Here is a 19,979-nt window from a genome sequence, read left to right on the forward strand (position 1 = left end):
TTGCCGTTCGGCGAGTGTTTTCCGGACGAACGGGCAAAGGACATGCCCCCCGCCCTGCGCACGAATTTCACGTCGCGCCGAAGGACGGGGAGCCTAGCAGGCTCAACGGCGCGCGCCGCCGACCCCGAGCGTCTTGATGAGCCAGCCGATGTCTTCGAGCGCCGCCTTCGAAGCCGTGAGGGCGACCTCACCACGGGGTGCGTCCACGGTGCCCGAAGAGCTCGACGTGATGAAGATGGGGGTATCGCCCTGGTGCGGCATCGTGGCGACCGCGCGCATGAGCTGCTCGACGCGCGCATCCTCACGCGGGCCGAGGACGTCCTTCATGCGCTCCAGGTTCTTGACCAGCGGGGCCATCGACATGAAGCCCGCGCCCATGAAGGTGCCGCGACGAAGCGGCTCGAGATCCGTGCGAGACGCGATCGTCCCCGCGTCGGGCGCGCCGGTCTTCGCCGCGAGCAGGCGCTTGACGAGCCCGTCCGGCTTGCCGCCCCCGAGGGCGAGCCACGTGCGCGACTTGCCGTCCGACATGAGCAGGACGTGCAACTCGAAGGTGACGAGATCCTTCTTCGTGGCGCCCTTGATGTCGAGCAACGGCGCCGGGACGTTCTCCATCCGGATCGAGAGATCCAGCGAATCGGACCCGAGGGCCGCGGGGCCGGGGCCGATCTTCACCTTGGGGATCGCCTTCGAGAGCTCCGGGCCGAGCTCCTTGCGCAGCGGATCCTGAAAACCCTTGCGGTTGTAGACGTCCGCGATCTTGCGGAGCTGCTTGGCGAGGTTCGCCGAGCCCTCCTCGTAGCCCGCGAGGCCCCAGCCGATGTAGCCGTTCATGAGGGCATCGGCCTCTTGTTGCGGCGTGCGCTTGCCCTTGACCTCCGGCACCTCGTTGCGGCCGTTCGCCCCGACCGTCTCGACGTCCTTGCCCATGGGCCAGTCGAAGAGCTCGCCGACCGCGCGATGATCGGCCTCGGAGCCGACGTTCACCTTCGCGAGGACACCTTCGACGAGGAGGCGCGCCGTGCGCAGGAGAGGCTGGAAGCGCTTCGGATCGGAGCCGCGGCCGTAGAAGACGCTCGCGCTGTCCTTGGGCGCGCGCCAGAAGATCGCAGGCGGCGGGCCAGCGCGCTCGGGGCGCTCGCCCATGAGGCCGCTCACCCAGGAGTTTTTCCCGCGCATCGAGAGCGAGGCGCTCGCGCGAAGGCACGTGGCCGGGTCCATGGCCACGTCGAAGGTGAGTTTGTCTGCGTCCGAGGCGAACGCGACGATCTCGTCCGCGAGGCCCGTGGCAGCGTCGACGACCGCGCGGTCGAACTTGGGCTCGCCGAGGGAGAGCTCGGCCTGCGCGATCACGGGCAACCCCTGGACCTGCGTGCGGAGGAGCGAGCCGTAACGGGCCTCGGCCGGCGCAAAGCGCACTTCGAGGTGCATGTCCGAGGCCGCGCCGGCCTGCGTCGGCAAGGTGCGCGTGAGGTAGGGGGCGAGCGTGGTGACGTCCTTCTCCTTCGGCCCGCACACGAGCCGCGCGGGCGTCGCGCCCGCGGACGCCGCGATCACGCACGTCGAGCTCGACCTGCCGCCGATGCGGAACATGCCGGGGCCGAGCTCCGTGACGGGGCCCGCGCCCTCGACGGCCATCTTCGCCTTTTCGATCGAGGTGAGGCCGAGCGAGAAGGCCACGAATGCGCCGGGGCGCTTCGATTGCGTTTCGAGCGAGGCCAGCGCGAAGACCGGCGCGTCGAGCGAGACGACGGCCGCGAGGCTACGCACGTCGACATTGCTCGACACAACGTCGCGCAGGAGCTTGCGGAGCTCGCCCTCGACGCCGCCCATGAGCGGCTCCGGCGAAATGGCCGCGCAGCCCCCGAAAGCATTCAGCGTGGCCGCGGGGCTCTTCCAGCCGAAGAACGCGACGACGTCCTGCGGTTCGGGCACGGGCGAGAGGTCGTAGGCCGTCTCGGTGGGCGTCGCGACGGCGATTTGCGCTGCGCCTTTTTCCTTCGGGGTATCGGCCGGTGTTTTCGTGGGTTCGACGGTCGCGGGCGACGGGCCACACGCGAGGGCAAGGAGGGCAACGGCCGGAAGGAGCGACGTACGCATGGGCCGCCTTATACGGCGGGCGGAAGCGGGCGTCGAGGAGAGCCCGAATCACGCGCAGGCTCGGGCTTGCGTTCCGCGCCGCCTCGTCCTACGCCGAACTCCATGCGCGTACGGACCCGCAAAGACCACCTGCTCCGCATCACGACCCTCGGATGTTCGGCGCTCATCGCCGTCATCGCCGCGGCGTGCGGCGGTGAGCAGACCCCGCCCCCGGCCAAGCCCGAGCCGCCCCCCGCGGCGACGCCTGCGCCCACGCCGACGGAGACCCCGACCGCCGCGCCCGAGACGCCCCCGCCGCAGCCCACGGCGTCCGCGAGCGCCGAGGCGCCGCCGAAGTCCATCGAGGAGCGCCCGCCGGTGCTGATGAGCTCCGAGAAGGAGCTGCAATCGATCTTCACGATGAGCCCGGGCGCGAAGCTCGAGCTCGGCGACGACAGCGGCCGCGCTGTCTTCCGCATCCGCGAAGGCTCGCTGAGCTCGCCGCACATCATCACGTTCAAGATCGATCCGAAGGGCAAGACGACGGGCGTGCCGATCGGGAAGATCTACCGGCTGCTCGTGCAGGTCGAGAACTCGCCGGACCTGCCCACGCTCGAGACCCAGGACAAACCCTTCGAGTTCAGCTTCCCCGCGGGCAACAAGAAGGACGCGAACCTCGCGATCGGCGAGGTGAAGGTCGACGACAAGGGCCGCGAGAAGATCACCTGGACCGTCGTCGCGCCCGAGAAGATCGACGACTCGACGGGGATGGCCTTCTTCAAGATCAAGTCGATCGGCAACTACTTCATGCACGTCACGGCGAAGGCCCCGACCGAGGCGCCCAAGTGAAGCGCGCCTGATCGAGCGCCCAGCCGAAGAGCGCTCCCCCGAGATCGAGCGCGCTCCTGCCGAGCGCGCGCCGATCGACCCGCTCCCCCGCGAAATACTCCATCCCCGCCCGCGCGAGCGCGGGTGAGCGCGTAATCCATCGCTCGATCACGGGGCGCGTGCCGCCGTAGACGAAGCGTGATGCGCGCGCGCGGAGGCGGAGATCCAAGCCGAGGCGGCTCGCGCGGAGCACCGCGGGAAACGAGGTGAACGAGAGGTCGCCCGCTTCGAGCGCGCGCGCGAGGAAGGGGCCCGCGACGGCGCCGTACTGGATCGCCTGCGCGATGCCCTCGCCGAGCGCCGGATCGATGCCCGCCGCCTCGCCCACGAGCAGCACCCGCGGCCGCGCGAAGGGCTCGTGCAAGGCGAGGCCGCGTTCGGCGAAGCGACGCAGCGACGACGCGGGCACGGGCACGCCCTGCTCGTCCGCGCGGGCGAGGAGCCGCTCGCCCGGCGCCGGTTCGGTCGCGGCGCGCTCGGGGACGCCCTCGGCGCGGAGCTCGTAGACGCCACGGCAAACCATCGGGGTTCCGTGGACGAGCGTGGGAAAATCCCACGCGTACCCGGGCAAACCCCGCGCGGCCATGTCGAAATGGAGGACGTCACGAGGGCCGTCGCCGCGGGCCGCGTGTGTGTCGACCTCCACGGCCTGGGCCATGAACGCGCCGCGCGGCAAGCCGAGCGCGCGCCGCACGACGCTGCCGACGCCGTCCGCGCCGACGACAGCGCGGGCGCGAATCTCGCCGATCGAGGTCTCGATCCGCGCGTCGTGGTCGCCGATCACGAGCCCCGTGACCTTCACGCCTTCGCGCACCCGCACGCCGCGCGCCTGGGCCTCGCGCGCAAAAGCGTGATCGAACTCGAAGCGCCGGACGACACGGCCGATCGGCGGTCCCTCGGCGCGCGCGGCGAGCCGGCGGCCCGTTGCGTCCACGGACAAACCGTGGATCGGGACCGAGGGAACGTCGACGCGCACGCCGATCGAAGCGAGCAGCCGATCCGCGCGGGCGCCGATCGCCCCCGCGCAGATCTTCTCCCGCGGATACGTCGCGCGCTCCAGCACGACGATGCGCTCGGCGAGCTGGGGCGCGGCGTGCGCGAAAAAGAGCGCCGTCGAGATGCCGGCGGGGCCGCCGCCGACGATCACGATCTCCGCGTCGAGCATGGCAGAGCGCGGGCTCAGCCCATCGGGAATTCTTCGCCCTCTTTGGGCGCGCCCGCGCGGATCATCGTGCCCACGCCGCGCGAGGTGAAGAGCTCCGCCACGACGTTGTGCGGGACGCGGCCGTCGATGATGTGCACCGTCTCCACGCCGCCTTCGAGCGCGCGCAGGATCGACGCCGCCTTCGGGAGCATGCCGCCCGTGACCGTGCCGTCACGCATGCGCGCGTCGAGCTCCTCCGCGCTCATCTCCGAGACGAGCAGGCCGTTCGAGAGGATGCCCGCGACGTCGGTCAGGTAGATGAGCTTGCGCGCGCCGCACGCGACCGCGACCTCCGCGGCCACCGTGTCGGCGTTGATGTTGTACGTGTTCCCGTCCTTGCCGAGGCCGATCGGCGAGATGACCGGGATGTACCCCTTGCCGAGCAAGAGCTCGAGCACGTCGGGATCGACCCGCGCGACCTCGCCGACGTAGCCGAGGTCCTTGCCGGGCGGCATGTTCATCTTGCGCGCCTCGATGAGGTTGCCGTCCTTGCCGGACAAACCCACGGCCTTCGTGCCCGCGCGCGCGAGCGAGGCGACGACCTCCTTGTTGATCTGGCCCGTCAGGACCATCTCGACGACGCGCAGGCTCGCGGCATCGGTGACGCGCAGGCCGTCGACGAACTCGGTCACCTGGCCCATCTGCTCGAGCGTGCGCGAGATCTCGGGGCCGCCGCCGTGCACGATGATCGGCCGAAGGCCCACGGCCTGGAGCAGGCGCACGTCCTCGGCGAAGCGATCCTTGAGGTCGGCGCGCACCATCGCGGCGCCGCCGTACTTGATGACCGCGCGCGTGCCGGCGAAGCGCTCGATGTACCGGAGCGCCTGCACGAGCGTGTCGGCCTTGAGCTCCGGCGTCTTCCGGTCGAGGCTCGGATCGCGGCGCACGGGGCCGTCGGGCGAGTCGACGAGCACCGCGGCGTAGTCCGCGTTGATTCGTACGTAGTCGTAGGAAAGGTCGCAGCCCCAGGCCGTGGCCTCGCCGAGGCCCGAGCCGACCTCGATGTCGACAAAGACCTCCTCGCCGCGAAGGAGCGCGCGGAGGGCGTCGGCGTCGAACGGCTGCGGTTTGCCCTGCGCGTAGACGAGGACGTTCTGCAGGCGCACGCTCGCGACCCCCGGATCGAAGCGAATGTGCTGCTCGGCGGCGCGCGAGCCGACGGCTGCGAGGACGCGGCCCCAGTTCGGGTCGGTGCCGAAGAACGCGGCCTTCGCGAGGTTCGACTCGGTGACGGCACGCGCGAGCGCGCGCGCCGAGGTGAGATCCTCCGCGCCGCGCACGGTGACCGTGATGAGGTGCTGCGCGCCCTCGCCGTCGGCGGCGATGGTGCGCGCGAGCTCGCGGCAGATGTCGATGAGCGCCGCCGCAAAACTCTGCGCCTCGGGCGAGTCGCGGCGCGTGATCGGGTCGTTCTCCGCCATGCCGTTCGCGAGCACGAGGACCTGATCGTTCGTCGACGTGTCGCGATCGACGCTGACCATGTTGAAGGTCTCGTCCACGGCGGCGTGGAGGATCCCGTCGAGCACGGAGACGTCGATGGCCACGTCGGTCACGAGGAACGCGAGCATCGTGGCCATGTTCGGGTGGATCATGCCCGAGCCCTTGGCGATGCCCGCGATGCGCACGCGGTCGCCGCCGAGGAAGATCTCGCGCGAGGCGAGCTTCGTGCAGGTGTCCGTCGTGAGGATCGCCTCCGCCGCAGGCGTGGGATCCTGGCCGAGCTTGGCGATGAGGGCGGGGACCGCGGCGGAGACTTTTCCATGCGGCAGAGGCACGCCGATGACACCCGTCGAGCAGGTGAGGACCGCGTCGAGGGGGACGCCGAGCGCGTCGGCGACGGAGGCGGCCATGCGCTGGTTCGCCTGAACGCCTTCCTCCCCCGAGAGGCAGTTCGCGTTGCCGCTGTTCGCCACGATCGCGCGCGCGTCCTTGCGAGGCAGCCGCGCGACGTTCCAGTCGACGCACGCCGCGCGCGACTTCGAGCGCGTGAAGCACCCGGCCGCGACGGCGGGCACCTCCGAGAGCACGAGCGCGAGGTCGGAGCGTTTGACCTTGATGCCGGCGGAGGCGCCGGCAAACGAGAAACCTAGCGGAATTTTCACGGGCCACCTCGGGATAGGGGGAGCCGCGGCGCGCGGGCGACGCGGGGGAGCCCTTCGTGGGTCAATGCGGCGAAAGCGGCGGCGCGCCGATCATGGCGCAGAGGTTCTGGAGCGCCTGCGAGGCGGCTCCCTTGAGCAGGTTGTCGAGCGCAGAGGTGACGACGACCGAGCCACGCTCGGCGTCGGCGCGGACGCCGAGGCGCGCATACGGGGTGTACGCGACCTGGGCGAGCGTGACGTCCTCCGGCGCGCGCACCTCGACGAGGTCCGCAGGGGCGTACGCGCGGCGGAAGAGCGCCTCGATCTGCGCGGGCGGGACCGCGCCGGAGAGGCGCGCGAAGGCCGTGACGAGGAGGCCTCGACGCACGGGCAAGAGGTGCGGGACGAACGTCACGGAGGCGCGCGCGCGGCCCGCGCGCGAGAGCGCTTGCTCGATCTCGGGCGTGTGCTGGTGGTTGCCCACGCGGTAGGCCGAGAGGTTCTCGTCGACCTCCATGAACAGGAGCCGCTCCTCGACCTTGCGGCCCGCGCCCGAGACGCCGCTCTTGCCGTCGACGTACATCGACCCCGGGTCGATCGCGCCCGCCTCGACGAGCGGCGCGAGCGCGAGGATCGCCGCCGTCGCGTAGCAGCCGGGGTTCGCGATGAGGCGCGCGTCCTTCGCGCCGCCCGTGCGCGTCGAGGCGGAGGCGACCTCCGGCAGGCCGTAGTGCGCCTCGGCGAGCAGCTCCGGCGCGGGGTGGTCGAAGCCGTACCAGCGCGGATACGCGGCCGGATCCTCCAGGCGAAACGCGCCCGAGAGATCCACGACGCGCACGCCGTGCGCGAGCAGCTCCGGCGCGAGCTTGGCCGAGACCTCGGCGGGCGTCGCGAGCAGCGCGACCTCGCTCTGCCGGGCGACGGTGATGGCGTCGCTCATCGGCGCGACAAGGAGCTTCCCGACGCTCGCGGGCACACGCACGCGCTCGCCGAGCTTCGATCCTTGCCAGCGGTCTGCGGCGACGCCCACGAGCGAAAGCGAGTCATGGTCGGCGACGAGCCGCGCGAGCTCGCTGCCGGCAAAGCCGCTGACGCCGAGGATCGAGACGGGGACTTTGGACGCGCTCACGGGCGCGGTTCCCTACAGAGCGATGGCGCCCTTGTCAAACGGTTGTGCGTGCTCGCCGCGGGATGGCACCTCGGTTGCTCGTCCGAGCCGCAAGCGAGGTGACCTGTGCGGATCCGAAGCAACGTTGGCGCCCCGGACGGACGATATAGGCAAGTGAATCGCGACGGAAGCGGCGCGTGGCTCCTCGCGCCCGTCATCGCATTGTCGATGCTGGTCGCGGGCTGCATCGCGATGTTTTCGAACGGGCCGCCCTCGAACGTGGGCGGCTACGACGTGGCGTATACGGAGGCGGTTCCCGTCGATGTAAGTAAGTACCCGGCCGTCGCGTATCAGGACCGGCTTGCTTACCTCGTCGAGGGGCGCTGGTACTGGCCGACGGACAATGGCTGGGTCGTGTTCGTCGAAGAGCCGCCTGAGCTCGCGAGTTACCGCACGAATGTCCAGACCGCGCCGCGCGCCGTGCCGCCGCCCGCGGTCGAGTACGGCTACCCGCCGGTTCGTCCGACGAAACCGCGCGAGATCCATCGCGAGTACCGGCCGCATTGAGCGGCGAGACACAGGGGGAGGGGTTTCCATGCGCAATTCCATCATCCAATGGGCAGGCCCTTGGGCCTTGTTGCTTTCGCTCGCCCCCGCCGCGATCGGGTGCCAAGCCGAGGGAGCCGTGTTCGTGCCCATCGGCCGCAACACGGGGACGGTGACGCAAAGCTGGTCGATCGGAGGGCGCTTCGACGCGAGCCGCTGCCGCATGTTTGGCGCCGATCGCATGGAGCTCGTCATCCGCGACACGGCCGGACGCACGGTGGCGCGTGCTTATCAGCCTTGCCGAGAGCTGCAAATGACGGTGACGCTGCCCGAGGGGACGTACGTGGGCGACGCGACGCTCATCGGCTCCGACGGGTCGGACGTGAGCACCACGCTCAACCTGCAGCCGTTCCGCATCCTTCGAAACACCGACACGCTCGTCGATACCGACTTCCCGACGTCGTCGATGCTGACGGTGCTCTCCGTCGACGCAGCCGCGACGAGCGCGCCGGTCGACGAAGAAGCCCCCTGATCCAAGGGACGCGCAGCGGAGGCACGAGCCCCGTCCGAGGACAGACGCGTCGGCCTTGATCTGCGTCCCCCCTTTCATCCATGCTCTCCGCGCTCGCCTCCGGCTCCCCGGCAAGGCGGCGCCTCGCCCACGTGCTCGTCCCCGACGTGCTCTTTCACGGCCGCTACCGGGTCCTCCGCTGCATCAAGGCGGGCGGCATGGGCGCGGTCTACGAGGTCGCGGACGAAGCGACGCGGCGAAGGCGCGCGCTCAAGGTGATGCTCCCCGGCACGATCGAGGACCCGGTCCTGCGCGAGCGATTCTCGCAGGAGGCCACGATCACGGGTGGCATCGAGAGCGACCACATCGTGCAGGTCTCCGACGCGGGCATCGACGAGGGCACGAGCATGCCGTTCCTCGTGATGGACCTGCTCACGGGCGAAGAGCTCGGCAGCATGCTCGTGCGCCGCGGCGCGCTGCCGCCGGCCGAGGTCGTGCTCTACCTGGGACAGGCGGCGCTCGCGCTCGACAAGACCCACGCGGCGAACATCGTGCACAGGGATCTCAAGCCCGAGAACCTGTTCGTCACGACGCGCGACGACGGAAGCCCGTGCGTGAAGATCCTGGATTACGGCGTCGCGAAGGTGATGGTCGAGACGACGTTCCAGCGCCGCACCGCGATCGTTGGCACGCCGCTCTACATGGCGCCCGAGCAGGTCCAGGGCGACGGCGCGATCGGCCCGCGCGCCGACGTCTACGCGCTCGGCCACCTCGCGTACACGCTGCTCTCGGGCGAAGCGTACTGGATGAGCGAGGCGAAGAGCTCGCTCTCGCTCTTCGTGCTCTTCAAGCGAATCATGGCGGGCCCGCCCGAGCCCGCGACGACCCGCGCGGCGCGGCGCGGCGTGCGCATCACGCCGCCGTTCGACGCGTGGTTCTCGCGGACCACGAACCTCGAACCGCAAAAGCGCCCCGAGCGCGCGACGCAGGCGATCGCCGAGCTCTGCGAGGCCCTCGGCATCGTGCCTTCGAACGCCACGATCGCCGTGGCCCTGCCCCCGCCGTCGAGCCCGCGCAGCACGCAGGCCATGCCCGCGCGTCCGCCGCCGGTCGCCGACAGGCCCTTCTTGTACGCCGACGCGCCCGCGCCGCCCTCGGTCGCGTCGAAGCCACCCAAAAGCAAGGCGAAGCCCGTCCACGAGTCCTGGGAGGACAACGTCCCGCTCTTCCGCGATCCAGCGACGGGCGCCTACAGCGAGCGCTACTTGCGCCTGACGCTCGACGAGGCGATCGCGAAGGCGAAGATGACGGGCACGAAGTTCTCGATCGTCGTCTTCGAGCTGCCGCTGCGGGGCCTCGATCCGATCCGGGACAAGGCGACGATCGACGCCGACGTGCGCGAGCTGGTGAGCACGTTGCACGGGCTCTATGGGCGAAAGAACTTCCTCGGCCGGTATGGGCCGTCGAGCCTCGTGCTCATCGTGCCGGACGCGGGCAGCAAGTTCTCGCGCGCGTTCGCGAAGGCGCTCAGCGAGAAGCTCCGCGACGAGTTCAGCAAGCGCAAGGAGACGCGGCGGCTCATGCTGCGGCTGCGCGTGGGCGCGGAGCGGGTCGATCCGCTGGAGAAGTCGGCGAGCGATTTGATCGAGCGGGCGGCGCGGGCGGCTTTGGGCGACGTCTGAGGGCGCGTGCAGCACGCATGCTCCCCGGCGAGAAGAACGCGTAGAGGTGCTTCGTCGGGCGCTTATGGTTTTTTGCGGGTTTCGCTCGGAGGAGGCTGCTGGTTCATCTTCGTAGCCAGCTCCGAGAACTTCGGACCATCCAACGGCCCATAGTCGAGGCCCTCGGGAATGAGGTCGGGGTTATCAGAGAAAATGGGGACCACGAGCCTGTCCAGCAGCTCCGAAAGAGCATAACCGACAGCATGCCGAACGACGCGCTCCTCGCCTTTGTCGCAACGAGATTGCGCAATTTCAACCATTTCATTAAAAAGATCAATGCAGCCCCGTGCGCGCACCAAAAGCTGCTCCGCGGTATCTTTATCCATACGTAGCTTCCTTTCTCCGATCAGGAGTGTCGAGGGCATCCATGCCGCTCGAGACATTCTTGTTGGCACAACCGGAACGCCGAGCCATCATCCCCTCTGGGCAACACCGTGTCGGCGCATTCTTCAATACACATTTGTTTGATCTTCTTACAATCTTCCTTGCTCGGCCTGTCATCGTTCAACGACACGGCCGCGACCACGACGAGGACCGCGACCGCGACGACAATCATCGTCCCGCCCGACCCGACGACCACCGGGATCAACCGTATCACCTGAGGCAGTGCCCACGTGTTCGCCAGCATGCCTCGTGTAGGCAAGAGGCCGCCGCGCGAGACCAGCTCGTCAGGGTCCGGCGAAAACCCCGCGTCCGCCATCGTCCGCAGCGCTTCCCTCATGCACTGCTGGACGCCGGTATCGTCGAGCCGCGGGCCCTTGGACTTCACCTCCGTGACGTGGTCGCCCGTCATCTCGACCGCGAACTCGATCTCGTACGCGTTGTGCCGAAGCCGCTGGCCCCCCTCTCTGACGCACGCTTGAAGCGCCTGGACCGTCCTCGGAGGGAGCGCGAGCCCGCTGCCCTGCCTGGGCGCGGCGGCGTGCTCGTCGCGCGCCCCGCATCCGATCGGCACCAAACACACCGCCATGCACGCAGCGACCAAGGTCGCCCCCGCGAGCCGCCGCTTCCTCATGAGCCCCCCTACCCGTCCCGGTGCGCAACCCGTGACGCAGGTGGGCGAAGCTACGGCGCCCACGAGCGCTCGGTCAACCGTTTTCCCGCTGTTTTCCTGGCGTTTCTCGCGTCCACATGCCGCAAGTCGCCCCGCAACGGCTCGACGACACGCTTGGAACGGTCGAACCGCGTCGGCGCGAGGTTCCGCAGGCGCGTCGACCGCGGCCGTTCATGGGTGCAACGTTGCCGCGGCGGCTCGGAGGATGAAGACGAGGCGTCGACGCGTCGCTCCCTCGCTCCCTTTGGATGAAACGCTCCCGCGCACCATTGCCACGGAGGTTCAAGCGTCGTCCGCTCGCCCTACGGAAGCTCACGCCGCGCACCTCCGGCACCGCTCGCGGCGATGCAAGCGCTCCCGCCCCCGGCCCACCCGCCGTCGGCACACCCGTGAACGTTGCGACCCCGTTTCCGCCGCCCCAACCGCCCCCGCAACACGTTGCAACGCCGCTTCGGCCGCCTCGATCGCCCCCGCAAGCCGTCGCCGCCGCGCTTGAGCCTCCCGCGTCGAAGCCGAGGCTCCCGCCGTGGCGGCTTTCGCCGACCGCGACCTCGATGGCCCCACGCAACTCGTGGTACGAGTCACGCCTCCCATGCGTCGAATGGCCCTCGCCCTCCTCGGCTTCGTGATCGCGGCGTGTACGACGCCCCCCGGGGCCGCCGTCCCGCAGGCGGAGCCCGGAACCACGTATTCGTTCCCGGCCGAGTTCGAGCCACATACGTCGATCTGGCTCGCCTGGCCGACCTACGAAAACAAGGCGGGGCACCCGACCGAGCGCGTCGTGGAGGACATCGTCCGCGCGCTCCACGGCCACGTGTCGGTCGACCTGCTCGCCCAGGACGAGGCGGAGGCGGGCGTGATCCGGGAGCGGCTCGCGCAGGATGCCGTGCCGTCCGATCACGTACGCATCCACGCCATGCCACACGCAGACATCTGGCTGCGCGACATGGGGCCGATCTTCGTGAAGACGAGCGGCGGCGGACGCGCGGTCGTCGATTACGCGTACAATGCCTGGGGATATCCCGGTTTTGATCGATCGAGCCCGATGGGTTTGATGGAGGACGCCGTCGATCGAAACGTGGCGGCATTGCGGGGCCTGCCGGTCGTGCGATCGAGCATGTCGAGCGAAGGGGGCAATCGGGAGTCGAACGGCGCGGGGACGTTCATGCTCACGGAGCAGGTGGAGCGGCAACGAAACCCGGGGATGTCACGCGCGCAAATCGAGGCGGAGTTCCGGAGGACGCTCGGCGCCAAAGCGTTCGTGTGGCTGCCCCAAGGAATCGCCGAGGACGACGCGACGTGGGAAGGGCCGCTGCCGGGCGGCATTTACACGCCGCTCACGCCGGGCGGGCACATCGACGAATATGCACGTTTCGCCGATGCCCACACGATTCTGCTCGGCGAGGTGACCGAGGAGGAGGCACGGGCGGATGTGATCCACGCCATGACACGCGAGCGGCTCGAACGGGCGCGCGCGGCGATCGAGGCGTCGGTGGATCAGGACGGCCGTCCATTCCGGATCGTGCGTGTCCCGATGCCCGAGCCGCTCTATGACACGCTCGGCCCCGGCGACGGCGTTTACGAGTCACTGAAGAGAATGCAGTACACGAGCGGCGTGCCCTTTCCGAAGGGCTCGCCGGTGCGGATCATCGTGTCGACGAGCTACCTGAATTTCCTGGTCACGAACGGCGTGGTCCTCGTGCAGGTCTATTCCAAAGAGGGGAGGCCTTCACGCGTGAAAGAAAAAGACGCGGCCGCGCAACGGATCCTCGGGGAGGTGTTTCCCGGGCGGAAGATCGTCCCGATCGACGCCGAGGCCGTGAACCTCGGCGGCGGCGGCATTCATTGCATCACGCAGCAGGAGCCGCGCTGAGCGGCTACTCGCGCACCCACTTCACCCGGCCAAACCGCGCCGCCTTGTGAAAATTCCCCATCCCGAGGATCGGGGACCAGGCGACGCCGCCGTTGTTCTGCATCGCATAAAAATTCATCCGCCAGGCATCCCCGGGCGCGGGCGGTGAGGCTTTTGCCTTGGCGAACGATTTCCAGGGGATCCGCGCCTCCACGGTGTATCCCTCGTCCTTGTCCTCGTCCGCGTCGATCGTGCCGCGGAGGACGACCGCGCTCGTGAGCCCGGCGCTCCAGTCCTGGTGCCCGAAGGGACCTGCGTTTCCGCCCCGAGGACGATTGTAATCGTCGAACTGCGAGTCGAAGACCAGGTTCTGCGGGTTCACCTGGATCTCGTAATAGTCCTTGTTGTCGCCGTCGCCGTCGGGGTCGATCATGACCTCGACGGTGTCGCGCTCCCAGAGGTGCGGATCCAGCGCGTCCGTGGGAAAACCGCCGCGGATCGTCGTGTCTTTCACGTCGAAGGCGACGTAGAGGAACTGGTCGTCCCAGAGGAGACGCGCGTTGCCCTGCACCGGGATCCGCGGGTTTACCGCGCCGGACGCGACGTCGACGAAAGGACCCGTCTCCGTCGCCTTCGCCCACGCAGGCTCGTCGAGCTTGCCGTCGATCGTGATCGTCTCGCCGGACGAGATCGCCTTCACGGTGATCTCTTTGATCACGCGGCGCGGATCCTCACCGGGCGCGCTCTTCGCGCCCGTCCCGCCCGCTTGTTGTTCGGGTTTGCCGCCGCCCGGATCCCGCGAGCACGCGGCGAGGGCGAGCGCGCACGCGACGAAGACGAATCGACGCATGCGCGCTCCTTGTTACTTCCGGCCCTTCTTCCGCGCGTCGCGCTCGCGCTTGCGCTGCGACTTCTTCGCGTTTTTCTCGGCCTGGCTGAGGGTGCGCATCTTCGTCATGCTCGGCCCCTCGGCGCCGCCGCCCGGCATGCCCGGCATGCCCATCCCGGGGAAGCCCGGCATGCCCATGCCCGGGAAGCCCGGCATCCCCATCCCGGGGAAGCCGCCCGGCATGCCCGGCATGCCGCCCATGCCCGGGAAACCCGGCATGCCGCCGCCGCCCATGCCAGCCATGGCCTTCTGCATGTTCCGCATCTGGGCCATCTGCTTCATGCCGGGGATCTTGCCCATCATGCCCATGTTCTGGCCGAGGCCCGACATCATCTGCTTCATGAACAGGAACTTCTGCACGAGCTCCGCGACGGCCTCGGCGTTCGTGCCCGAGCCCTTCGCGATACGCTCGGCGCGCCGCGGCTCACGGATGAGCGCGTAAGGATCCCGCTTCTCGAAGCGCGTCATCGACTGGATGATCGCCTCGATCCGCACGAGCTCGCGGTCGTCGAGGTTCACGTCCTTCGGCAGGCCGCCGGGGAACATGCCGCCGAGCGGGAGCTTGTCGACGAGGTCCTTGAGCGACCCCATCTTCTGGATCATGCGGACCTGCTCGAGGAAGTCGTCGAGCGAGAAGTCGCCCTGGAGCAAGCGCTCGGCGTCCTTCTCGGCCTTCTTCTGATCAACGACCTGCTCGAAATCCTGCATGAGGCCAACGACGTCGCCCATGCCGAGGATGCGGCTCGCCATGCCGTCGGCGCGGAACTCCTCGAACTTGTCCGTCGTCTCGCCGACGCCGCTGAAGAGGACGGGCGCGCCCGTGACCTCCTTGATGCTGATCGCCGCGCCGCCGCGCGCATCACCGTCGAGCTTCGTGAGCACGACGCCGCTGATGCCGAGCCGCTCGTGGAACGAGCGCGCGGTCTTCACCGAGTCCTGGCCGATCATCGCGTCGACGACGAGGAAGATGTTCTCCGGCGCGACGCGCGATTTGATCTCCGCGAGCTCCTGCATGAGCTTCTCGTCGATCGCGAGGCGGCCCGCGGTGTCGTAGATGATGACGTCACGGCCGAGCTTCTTCGCCTCGGCCTCGGCGGCCGCGCAGATCTCGACGGGCGACTTGCCCGAGATGTTGAAGACGGGGATCTTGATCTGGTTGCCGAGCACCTTGAGCTGCTCGACGGCCGCCGGGCGCTGCATGTCGGCCGCGACGAGCATGGGCTTCTTGCCCTGCTTCGCGATGTGCCGCGCGAGCTTGGCGCAAGTGGTCGTTTTACCGGAGCCCTGGAGGCCGACCATCATGAGGCCGGTCGGGCGGCCCGACGCCCACACGATGGGCTCACCCTCGTGCGACATCATGGCTTCGAGCTCGTCGTGGCAGATCTTGACGAAGTGATCACTCGCCGAGACCTGCATGGTCTCGCCTTCGTGTTTCACCTTCGCCTCGAGCGTGCGGCCGACGGCCTTCTGCTTCACGCGGCTGAGGAAGGCCTTCACGACGCCGATCTCGACGTCGGCTTCGAGCAAGCTGAGCCTCACCTCGCGGAGCGCGGGCTCGATGTTGGACTCGGAGAGCTCCGTGAGCCCCGCGAGGCGGTTGCGGGCCTGACGAAAACCTCGGGCGAGCGTGTCGAACATACGGGGGCGCTCTTTAGCACGAGGCGCGCGCGTCCGTACCCCCTCGCGCGCGTTTTCCCTTGCCTGGTTCCCCAGACTCCGTCAGCGGCGGCGAAGGCGCAGCTCGGTCGCCGCTTTTTCGCAGGCCGGCATGGCCTCCTCGCTGCTCTTGCGGATCTTCTCCTCGGCCGCGGCGAGGTCGGCGAGCAGGGTCTTCGGCACCGGGCCCGCGCCGCCGAGCGCGCGCTTGACGGCCTCGGTGCCCTCCTTGCCCTCGCCAAGGAGGCGGTAGGCCTCGACGCAATTGTCCCGGGCACGCTGGGCCTCGGGGCTCGGAGCAGGCTTCGTTTCGAGCGCCGAGAGCAGGTTCTTCCGTCCGGCCAGGTCCTCGGCCGGCGCGTCGCGGAGGGCCTCGATCGCCGCGAGGAGCGCGCGCTCCTGCTCGGCTCCGGCAGACGTGCAGCCGAGGGCGGAGGCGAGGCCCAGGGCGAGGAGGGGCGGGCCTCGGCGGATCAATCCGCGCCCGCGCGCTTCGGCGCCGGGCCCATCTGGATGCGCTCGCCGATGTACGAGCCGACCATCGTGAAGAGCACGCCGATCACCGCGAGGATGACGTACATGAAGAGCGGCAGCGTCCGGACGGTCTGCGACTTCATGAGCTGAAAGACCGTGGGGATCGCGACGAGCAGCGTGGCGACGACCGGCTCGGCCACCGTCTTTCCCGGCGAGATCATGCCGAGCAGGATGCCCCCGACGAACCACACGGGCACCGCGATCATCATCCCGTAGCGGCCCTCGAAGTCGAAGGCGCTGACGACCATCGGCAAACCGACGACGATCGCCGCCGTGAGCACGGCCTGGACGAGCAGCGCGATGCCGGCCCATGCGACGCTGAAGCCGTCGCTGCCGCGCCGCCCTTCACCGCCTTCGTCACGGCCTCGGCCGAGATCCATCGACGCGCCGCACGAGACGCACCGGCCGCTCGGCGGGACGGGCGAGTTCGTCGCTCCGCAGGAGGGGCAGACGACGGAGGAGACCTTCTTCGCGGACGTTGCCACGCGCGTAGGCTAGAAAAGCGAGGGCAAGAGGGCAAGAGATCCCCCGCCCGGCCGCGAGGAACCGGACGGCAGGCAGCGGAAATCCGACGCGAGGACGAAGGAACCCGGACCGCCCGGCGATGTCCGTCGGTTATACTCGTGACCGGACACCGCTACCCGACCCCCACCGCCCTGCTCGTGCCCCGCGATCCGTCGCCCACCCTGACCGCGCCCCGCCCGCCGGCCCTCGACGCCGCGGGGTCGGATCCCGACCTCATCGCGCTGCCCGCGCCGCCGAAACGCGAGCGCACGGCGACGGTGGTGTTGATGGCGCTCACGACGCTCGCGGCCGCCTGGATGGCGTTCGTGCTGTCCGGAGAAGCACGTTACGCGCTCACGCCGGGCCAGCTCATGGAGGTGCCGGACCTCGCGACGCTCACGCCGGGCGCGGATCTGGAGAACCGCTACGTGCGCGCGACGGGCCTGCTCGGCACGACGGGGGCGATCCGCTACGGGCGCGCGGCGGAGGGGGACTCGTTCCGGCTCGCGCCCATCGCGGGCAACGAGAAGATCTGGGTGGAGATCCGCGTGCCCGAGGGCTTCGAGGGTCCCCGCTTCATGCCGCCGACGAGCTTCGCCGGCCGGCTCGTGCCGTTCCGCAAAGCAGGCCTGCGCCACGCGCGCCTGCCCGAATCCGTGCACGCGCAGACGAACAAGGCCGTGCCCGACGACGCCTGGGTGCTCATCGACGGGAGCTCGCCGCGCGCGTCGCGCTGGGCCGTCGCGCTGGTCGCGCTCTTCCTGGGGTTCGCCGCGTGGAACCTCGCGGGCATCGTGCGCGTGCTCGCGCGGGTGCGCGACGGCGAAGCGCGGTAGACGCGCGCGTCAGGGTGCGCCGAGGAAATCGAGCAGGATCGGGTTCACGACCTCGGGTCGTTCGAGGTGCACGAAGTGGCCCGCGCGCGGCACCGTGTGCACACGGATGCCCGCGAGGAAATGTCGCTCCTCCATGCCACGCGCGAGCTCGACGCCGATGCAGCCGTCGTCCTCGCCGTGGATGTGGATCGCGGGCACGGTCGTCTTCGTGAAGAGGAGGCGCCGTGCCTCGCCGAGGAGCACGCGCGACGAGAAGAACGCGCGGTAGTAGCCGATGACTTCGGACACGCGGGGAGCGATGCCTGCCTTGATGAGATCGAGGTCCTCGCGGGACGCGGTGTAGCCAGGAGACCAGTCGCGCCAGAGGCGATCGATGAGCGCGAAGTCGTTCTTCGCGAGGCCACGCTCGGCGACGCCGCGGAGCTGGAAGTAGGCGATGTACCAGGAGCGACGAAGCTGCGCGGGCTGCGCGAGCCTCGGCAACGTGGCGCGGAGGTGCGGCACGGCGATCGTGACGAGATGGGAGAAGCGCGCGGGCGCGAGCGCGGTCGCGGCGTAGGCGGCGACGGCGCCCCAGTCGTGGCCGACGAGGCGCACGGGCGAGCCGGGCGAGAGCCGATCCGCGAGCGCGCAGAGGTCGCGGCCGAGGGCTTCGGCATCGTAACGACGGCTCTTCGGGATGCCGCTCGGCGCGTAGCCGCGCATCGTCGGGCACGCGACGCGGAAGCCTCGCGCGATGAGTGGATCGATCTGAGCACGAAACGAGCGCGCGTCGTCGGGGAAGCCGTGCGCGCAAAGGACGAGGGGCCCGTCGCCGTGCACGGTGCACGAGAGCTCGACATCGCCGAGGTCGATCGTCTTCGTCACGAGCGTCTTCGTCGCCGCCATGGCGAGAGGCTACACGAGGCGCGCGTGACGGGGGGCGAACCGCGCGACGTGCGTCCGCGTGCTAGCGATCAGGGATGAAGCTCGAGCTCGGCATTCCGGTCTGGCTGCTCTGCGGGATCCTCGGCGCTTGGATCGCCACGACGAAGGGTCGCGGCGGTTGCTTCTGGTTCCTCACGTGCGCGGTGCTCGGCCCGATTGGGCTCGTCTTCGCGGCCGTCGTTTCGAAGCGAACGCAGAAGGACTGACGACGGACGCGTACGTCCCGCTCGACTCGCATCGACGTGTCCGGACGCGCGTGCACACGCTCTGGTCGTGGGCGAATAGACGGGGGCAAAATCGGCGCACGCCGGGACGCGCGGGACGAACGCGCGCGAACCGCCGAAGACGGCTTCGATCGTCTCGGGGCGGATGCGGCTCCCAAGCGAGACGATTCGTGGAGAACACGCGCCGCGTGGTCCGAGAATTCCCCGCATGTGCCTCTGCGCGTTCACGCGGGCTGGATGCGCGAGGCCCGAAAGGCCCACGGCCGCTGCCTTGCATTGCGACGTGAGCGAGCGCTTCGACGACGAGCGGACGGCTCGTCGCGAGGCGTCTTCCCCACGCGCGGCGCGAACCGAGCGAGGGCGGCACGCGAGACAAGGAGAGGTATCTCGATGAAGAACTCGATCAAGCTCCTCCTGGCTGCGACGATCGCCACGAGCGCACCCTTCCTGAGCATCGACGAGGCATCGGCGAACGGCGGACGCTACGACGGAAGTCCGCGCTTCGGCGACGTCGACGCCAAGCTCCTCGACAACGGCGATCTGCGGTTCGGCTTCGAGCAGTCGAACATCCGCCGGCAGAACATCCGTTACTCGCTCGACGCCGACCTCCAGGCCACGTACCGATGCAAGGATCGACGCGGGCAGTACGCGGGCGATCCGATCGTCGTGCGCGACTCGTGGAAGGATGCGAAGAGCTTCCAGGCGAACCGGCAGGGCCGCGTCAACGGGGAGTTCATCATGCCGCGCGATCGGTTCCGCGGCGCCGACGCTTGCCGCGGCAGCGGCTACCAGCCGGAGCTCACGCGGGTGACGCTCATGAACGCGCGTCTGCTCGACGAGACGAACAACATCCCCTACTCGCGCGACCGCGTGACCTGCGACGCGCACGGCGCCAAGGACCGCGGCGACTACGGCACGCAGTACGGCGGCGGGGGCGACGTCCAGTACGGCGGCGGGGGCGACACTCAGTACGGTGGCAGGGGCGACGTCCAGTACGGTGGCGACAGCCAGTACGGCGGCGACAGCCAGTACGGCGGCGACAGCCAGTACGGCGGCGACAGCCAGTACGGCGGCGACAGCCAGTACGGCGGCGACAGCCAGTACGGCGGCGACAGCCAGTACGGCGGCGGCAACGATCAGTACGACGATCAGTACGACGCCGGTGCGGGCGACAGCCAGTACGTCCCTAGCAAGGGCGGAAGCCAGTACGTCCCCAGCAAGGGCGGAAGCCAGTACGTCCCTAGCAAGGGCGGAAGCCAGTACGTCCCCAGCAAGGGCGGAAGCCAGTACGTCCCTAGCAAGGGCAACTGAGCATCGCGATCGTCGGCTCCTCCTCCCGATCCCGGGTTTCGGTTCCCCGGGATC

19 protein-coding genes are annotated in these 19,979 nt (G+C 69.4%); 8 read left to right on the forward strand and 11 right to left on the reverse strand.

Annotation, left to right across the window (positions count from 1 at the left end):
• Positions 1–102: 102 nt before the first annotated feature.
• A complete protein-coding gene (locus E8A74_RS23270; RefSeq protein ID WP_136931249.1) occupies positions 103–2,100 on the reverse strand; it encodes a hypothetical protein in 1,998 nt (665 codons plus the stop codon).
• Positions 2,101–2,202: 102 nt separating this feature from the next.
• Here E8A74_RS23270 and E8A74_RS52575 point away from each other — a divergent pair, with 102 nt between their 5' ends.
• Positions 2,203–2,928: a hypothetical protein gene (locus E8A74_RS52575; RefSeq protein ID WP_170229310.1), complete on the forward strand. Its 726-nt coding sequence runs from the start codon at positions 2,203–2,205 to the stop codon at positions 2,926–2,928.
• On the opposite strand, the gene E8A74_RS23285 is transcribed toward E8A74_RS52575, so the two are convergent.
• From E8A74_RS23285 to argC, 3 genes are all read right to left on the reverse strand, one after another.
• Complete coding sequence (locus tag E8A74_RS23285; RefSeq protein ID WP_136931252.1) at positions 2,894–4,132, reverse strand: NAD(P)/FAD-dependent oxidoreductase; 1,239 nt, start codon at positions 4,130–4,132, stop codon at positions 2,894–2,896. The genes E8A74_RS52575 and E8A74_RS23285 overlap by 35 nt on opposite strands.
• A gap of 14 nt (positions 4,133–4,146) precedes the next feature.
• Positions 4,147–6,273, reverse strand: a complete 2,127-nt coding sequence (gene argJ, locus E8A74_RS23290) for a bifunctional glutamate N-acetyltransferase/amino-acid acetyltransferase ArgJ (protein WP_136931253.1) — start codon at positions 6,271–6,273, stop codon at positions 4,147–4,149.
• A 61-nt stretch (positions 6,274–6,334) separates the two neighbouring features.
• Positions 6,335–7,381: an N-acetyl-gamma-glutamyl-phosphate reductase gene (gene argC, locus E8A74_RS23295; RefSeq protein WP_136931254.1), complete on the reverse strand. Its 1,047-nt coding sequence runs from the start codon at positions 7,379–7,381 to the stop codon at positions 6,335–6,337.
• Positions 7,382–7,534: 153 nt separating this feature from the next.
• Between argC and E8A74_RS23300 the strand changes: the two genes are divergently transcribed.
• The 3 genes from E8A74_RS23300 (at position 7,535) to E8A74_RS23310 (ending at position 10,099) form a co-directional block, all read left to right on the forward strand.
• Positions 7,535–7,927 (forward strand): hypothetical protein, encoded by a 393-nt coding sequence (locus E8A74_RS23300; protein WP_136931255.1) that lies wholly within the window; start codon positions 7,535–7,537, stop codon positions 7,925–7,927.
• A gap of 28 nt (positions 7,928–7,955) precedes the next feature.
• Positions 7,956–8,438, forward strand: coding sequence for a hypothetical protein (locus tag E8A74_RS23305; RefSeq protein ID WP_136931256.1), 483 nt, complete (start codon positions 7,956–7,958; stop codon positions 8,436–8,438).
• A gap of 80 nt (positions 8,439–8,518) precedes the next feature.
• Positions 8,519–10,099, forward strand: coding sequence for a protein kinase domain-containing protein (locus E8A74_RS23310; RefSeq protein ID WP_136931257.1), 1,581 nt, complete (start codon positions 8,519–8,521; stop codon positions 10,097–10,099).
• Positions 10,100–10,161: 62 nt separating this feature from the next.
• On the opposite strand, the gene E8A74_RS23315 is transcribed toward E8A74_RS23310, so the two are convergent.
• Positions 10,162–10,464: a hypothetical protein gene (locus E8A74_RS23315; RefSeq protein ID WP_136931258.1), complete on the reverse strand. Its 303-nt coding sequence runs from the start codon at positions 10,462–10,464 to the stop codon at positions 10,162–10,164.
• Between the two features lie 20 nt (positions 10,465–10,484).
• Positions 10,485–10,931, reverse strand: coding sequence for a hypothetical protein (locus tag E8A74_RS23320; protein WP_136931259.1), 447 nt, complete (start codon positions 10,929–10,931; stop codon positions 10,485–10,487).
• An 853-nt stretch (positions 10,932–11,784) separates the two neighbouring features.
• Here E8A74_RS23320 and E8A74_RS23325 point away from each other — a divergent pair.
• Positions 11,785–13,065 (forward strand): agmatine deiminase family protein, encoded by a 1,281-nt coding sequence (locus tag E8A74_RS23325; RefSeq protein ID WP_136931260.1) that lies wholly within the window; start codon positions 11,785–11,787, stop codon positions 13,063–13,065.
• A 4-nt stretch (positions 13,066–13,069) separates the two neighbouring features.
• Here E8A74_RS23325 and E8A74_RS23330 read toward each other — a convergent pair whose 3' ends face one another.
• The 4 genes from E8A74_RS23330 to E8A74_RS23345 form a co-directional block, all read right to left on the reverse strand.
• Complete coding sequence (locus tag E8A74_RS23330; RefSeq protein ID WP_136931261.1) at positions 13,070–13,894, reverse strand: carbohydrate-binding family 9-like protein; 825 nt, start codon at positions 13,892–13,894, stop codon at positions 13,070–13,072.
• Positions 13,895–13,906: 12 nt separating this feature from the next.
• Entirely contained in the window at positions 13,907–15,571 is a 1,665-nt protein-coding gene (gene ffh, locus E8A74_RS23335) for a signal recognition particle protein (protein WP_136931262.1), read from the reverse strand.
• Positions 15,572–15,652: 81 nt separating this feature from the next.
• Positions 15,653–16,066, reverse strand: a complete 414-nt coding sequence (locus E8A74_RS23340) for a hypothetical protein (protein WP_136931263.1) — start codon at positions 16,064–16,066, stop codon at positions 15,653–15,655.
• Entirely contained in the window at positions 16,063–16,608 is a 546-nt protein-coding gene (locus tag E8A74_RS23345; protein WP_136931264.1) for a hypothetical protein, read from the reverse strand. The genes E8A74_RS23340 and E8A74_RS23345 overlap by 4 nt, the downstream gene beginning before the upstream one ends.
• Positions 16,609–16,746: 138 nt before the next feature.
• Here E8A74_RS23345 and E8A74_RS23350 point away from each other — a divergent pair, with 138 nt between their 5' ends.
• Entirely contained in the window at positions 16,747–17,463 is a 717-nt protein-coding gene (locus tag E8A74_RS23350) for a hypothetical protein (protein WP_232379704.1), read from the forward strand.
• Positions 17,464–17,472: 9 nt separating this feature from the next.
• Here the strand turns inward: E8A74_RS23350 and E8A74_RS23355 are convergent, their stop codons facing one another.
• The gene (locus E8A74_RS23355) at positions 17,473–18,351 is read right to left on the reverse strand and encodes an alpha/beta fold hydrolase (RefSeq protein WP_136931265.1); all 879 of its coding nucleotides are present in this window, start codon (positions 18,349–18,351) and stop codon (positions 17,473–17,475) included.
• Positions 18,352–18,425: 74 nt separating this feature from the next.
• Here E8A74_RS23355 and E8A74_RS52580 point away from each other — a divergent pair, with 74 nt between their 5' ends.
• Both E8A74_RS52580 and E8A74_RS23360 read left to right on the forward strand, forming a co-directional pair.
• On the forward strand, positions 18,426–18,596 hold the full coding sequence (locus E8A74_RS52580; protein ID WP_170229311.1) for a hypothetical protein: 171 nt from the start codon (positions 18,426–18,428) through the stop codon (positions 18,594–18,596).
• 408 nt (positions 18,597–19,004) lie between these two features.
• Positions 19,005–19,925 (forward strand): hypothetical protein, encoded by a 921-nt coding sequence (locus E8A74_RS23360; RefSeq protein WP_136931266.1) that lies wholly within the window; start codon positions 19,005–19,007, stop codon positions 19,923–19,925.
• Positions 19,926–19,979: the final 54 nt, after the last annotated feature.

The organism is Polyangium fumosum (assembly GCF_005144585.1).
In the GTDB taxonomy this organism is placed as follows: domain Bacteria; phylum Myxococcota_A; class Polyangia; order Polyangiales; family Polyangiaceae; genus Polyangium; species Polyangium fumosum.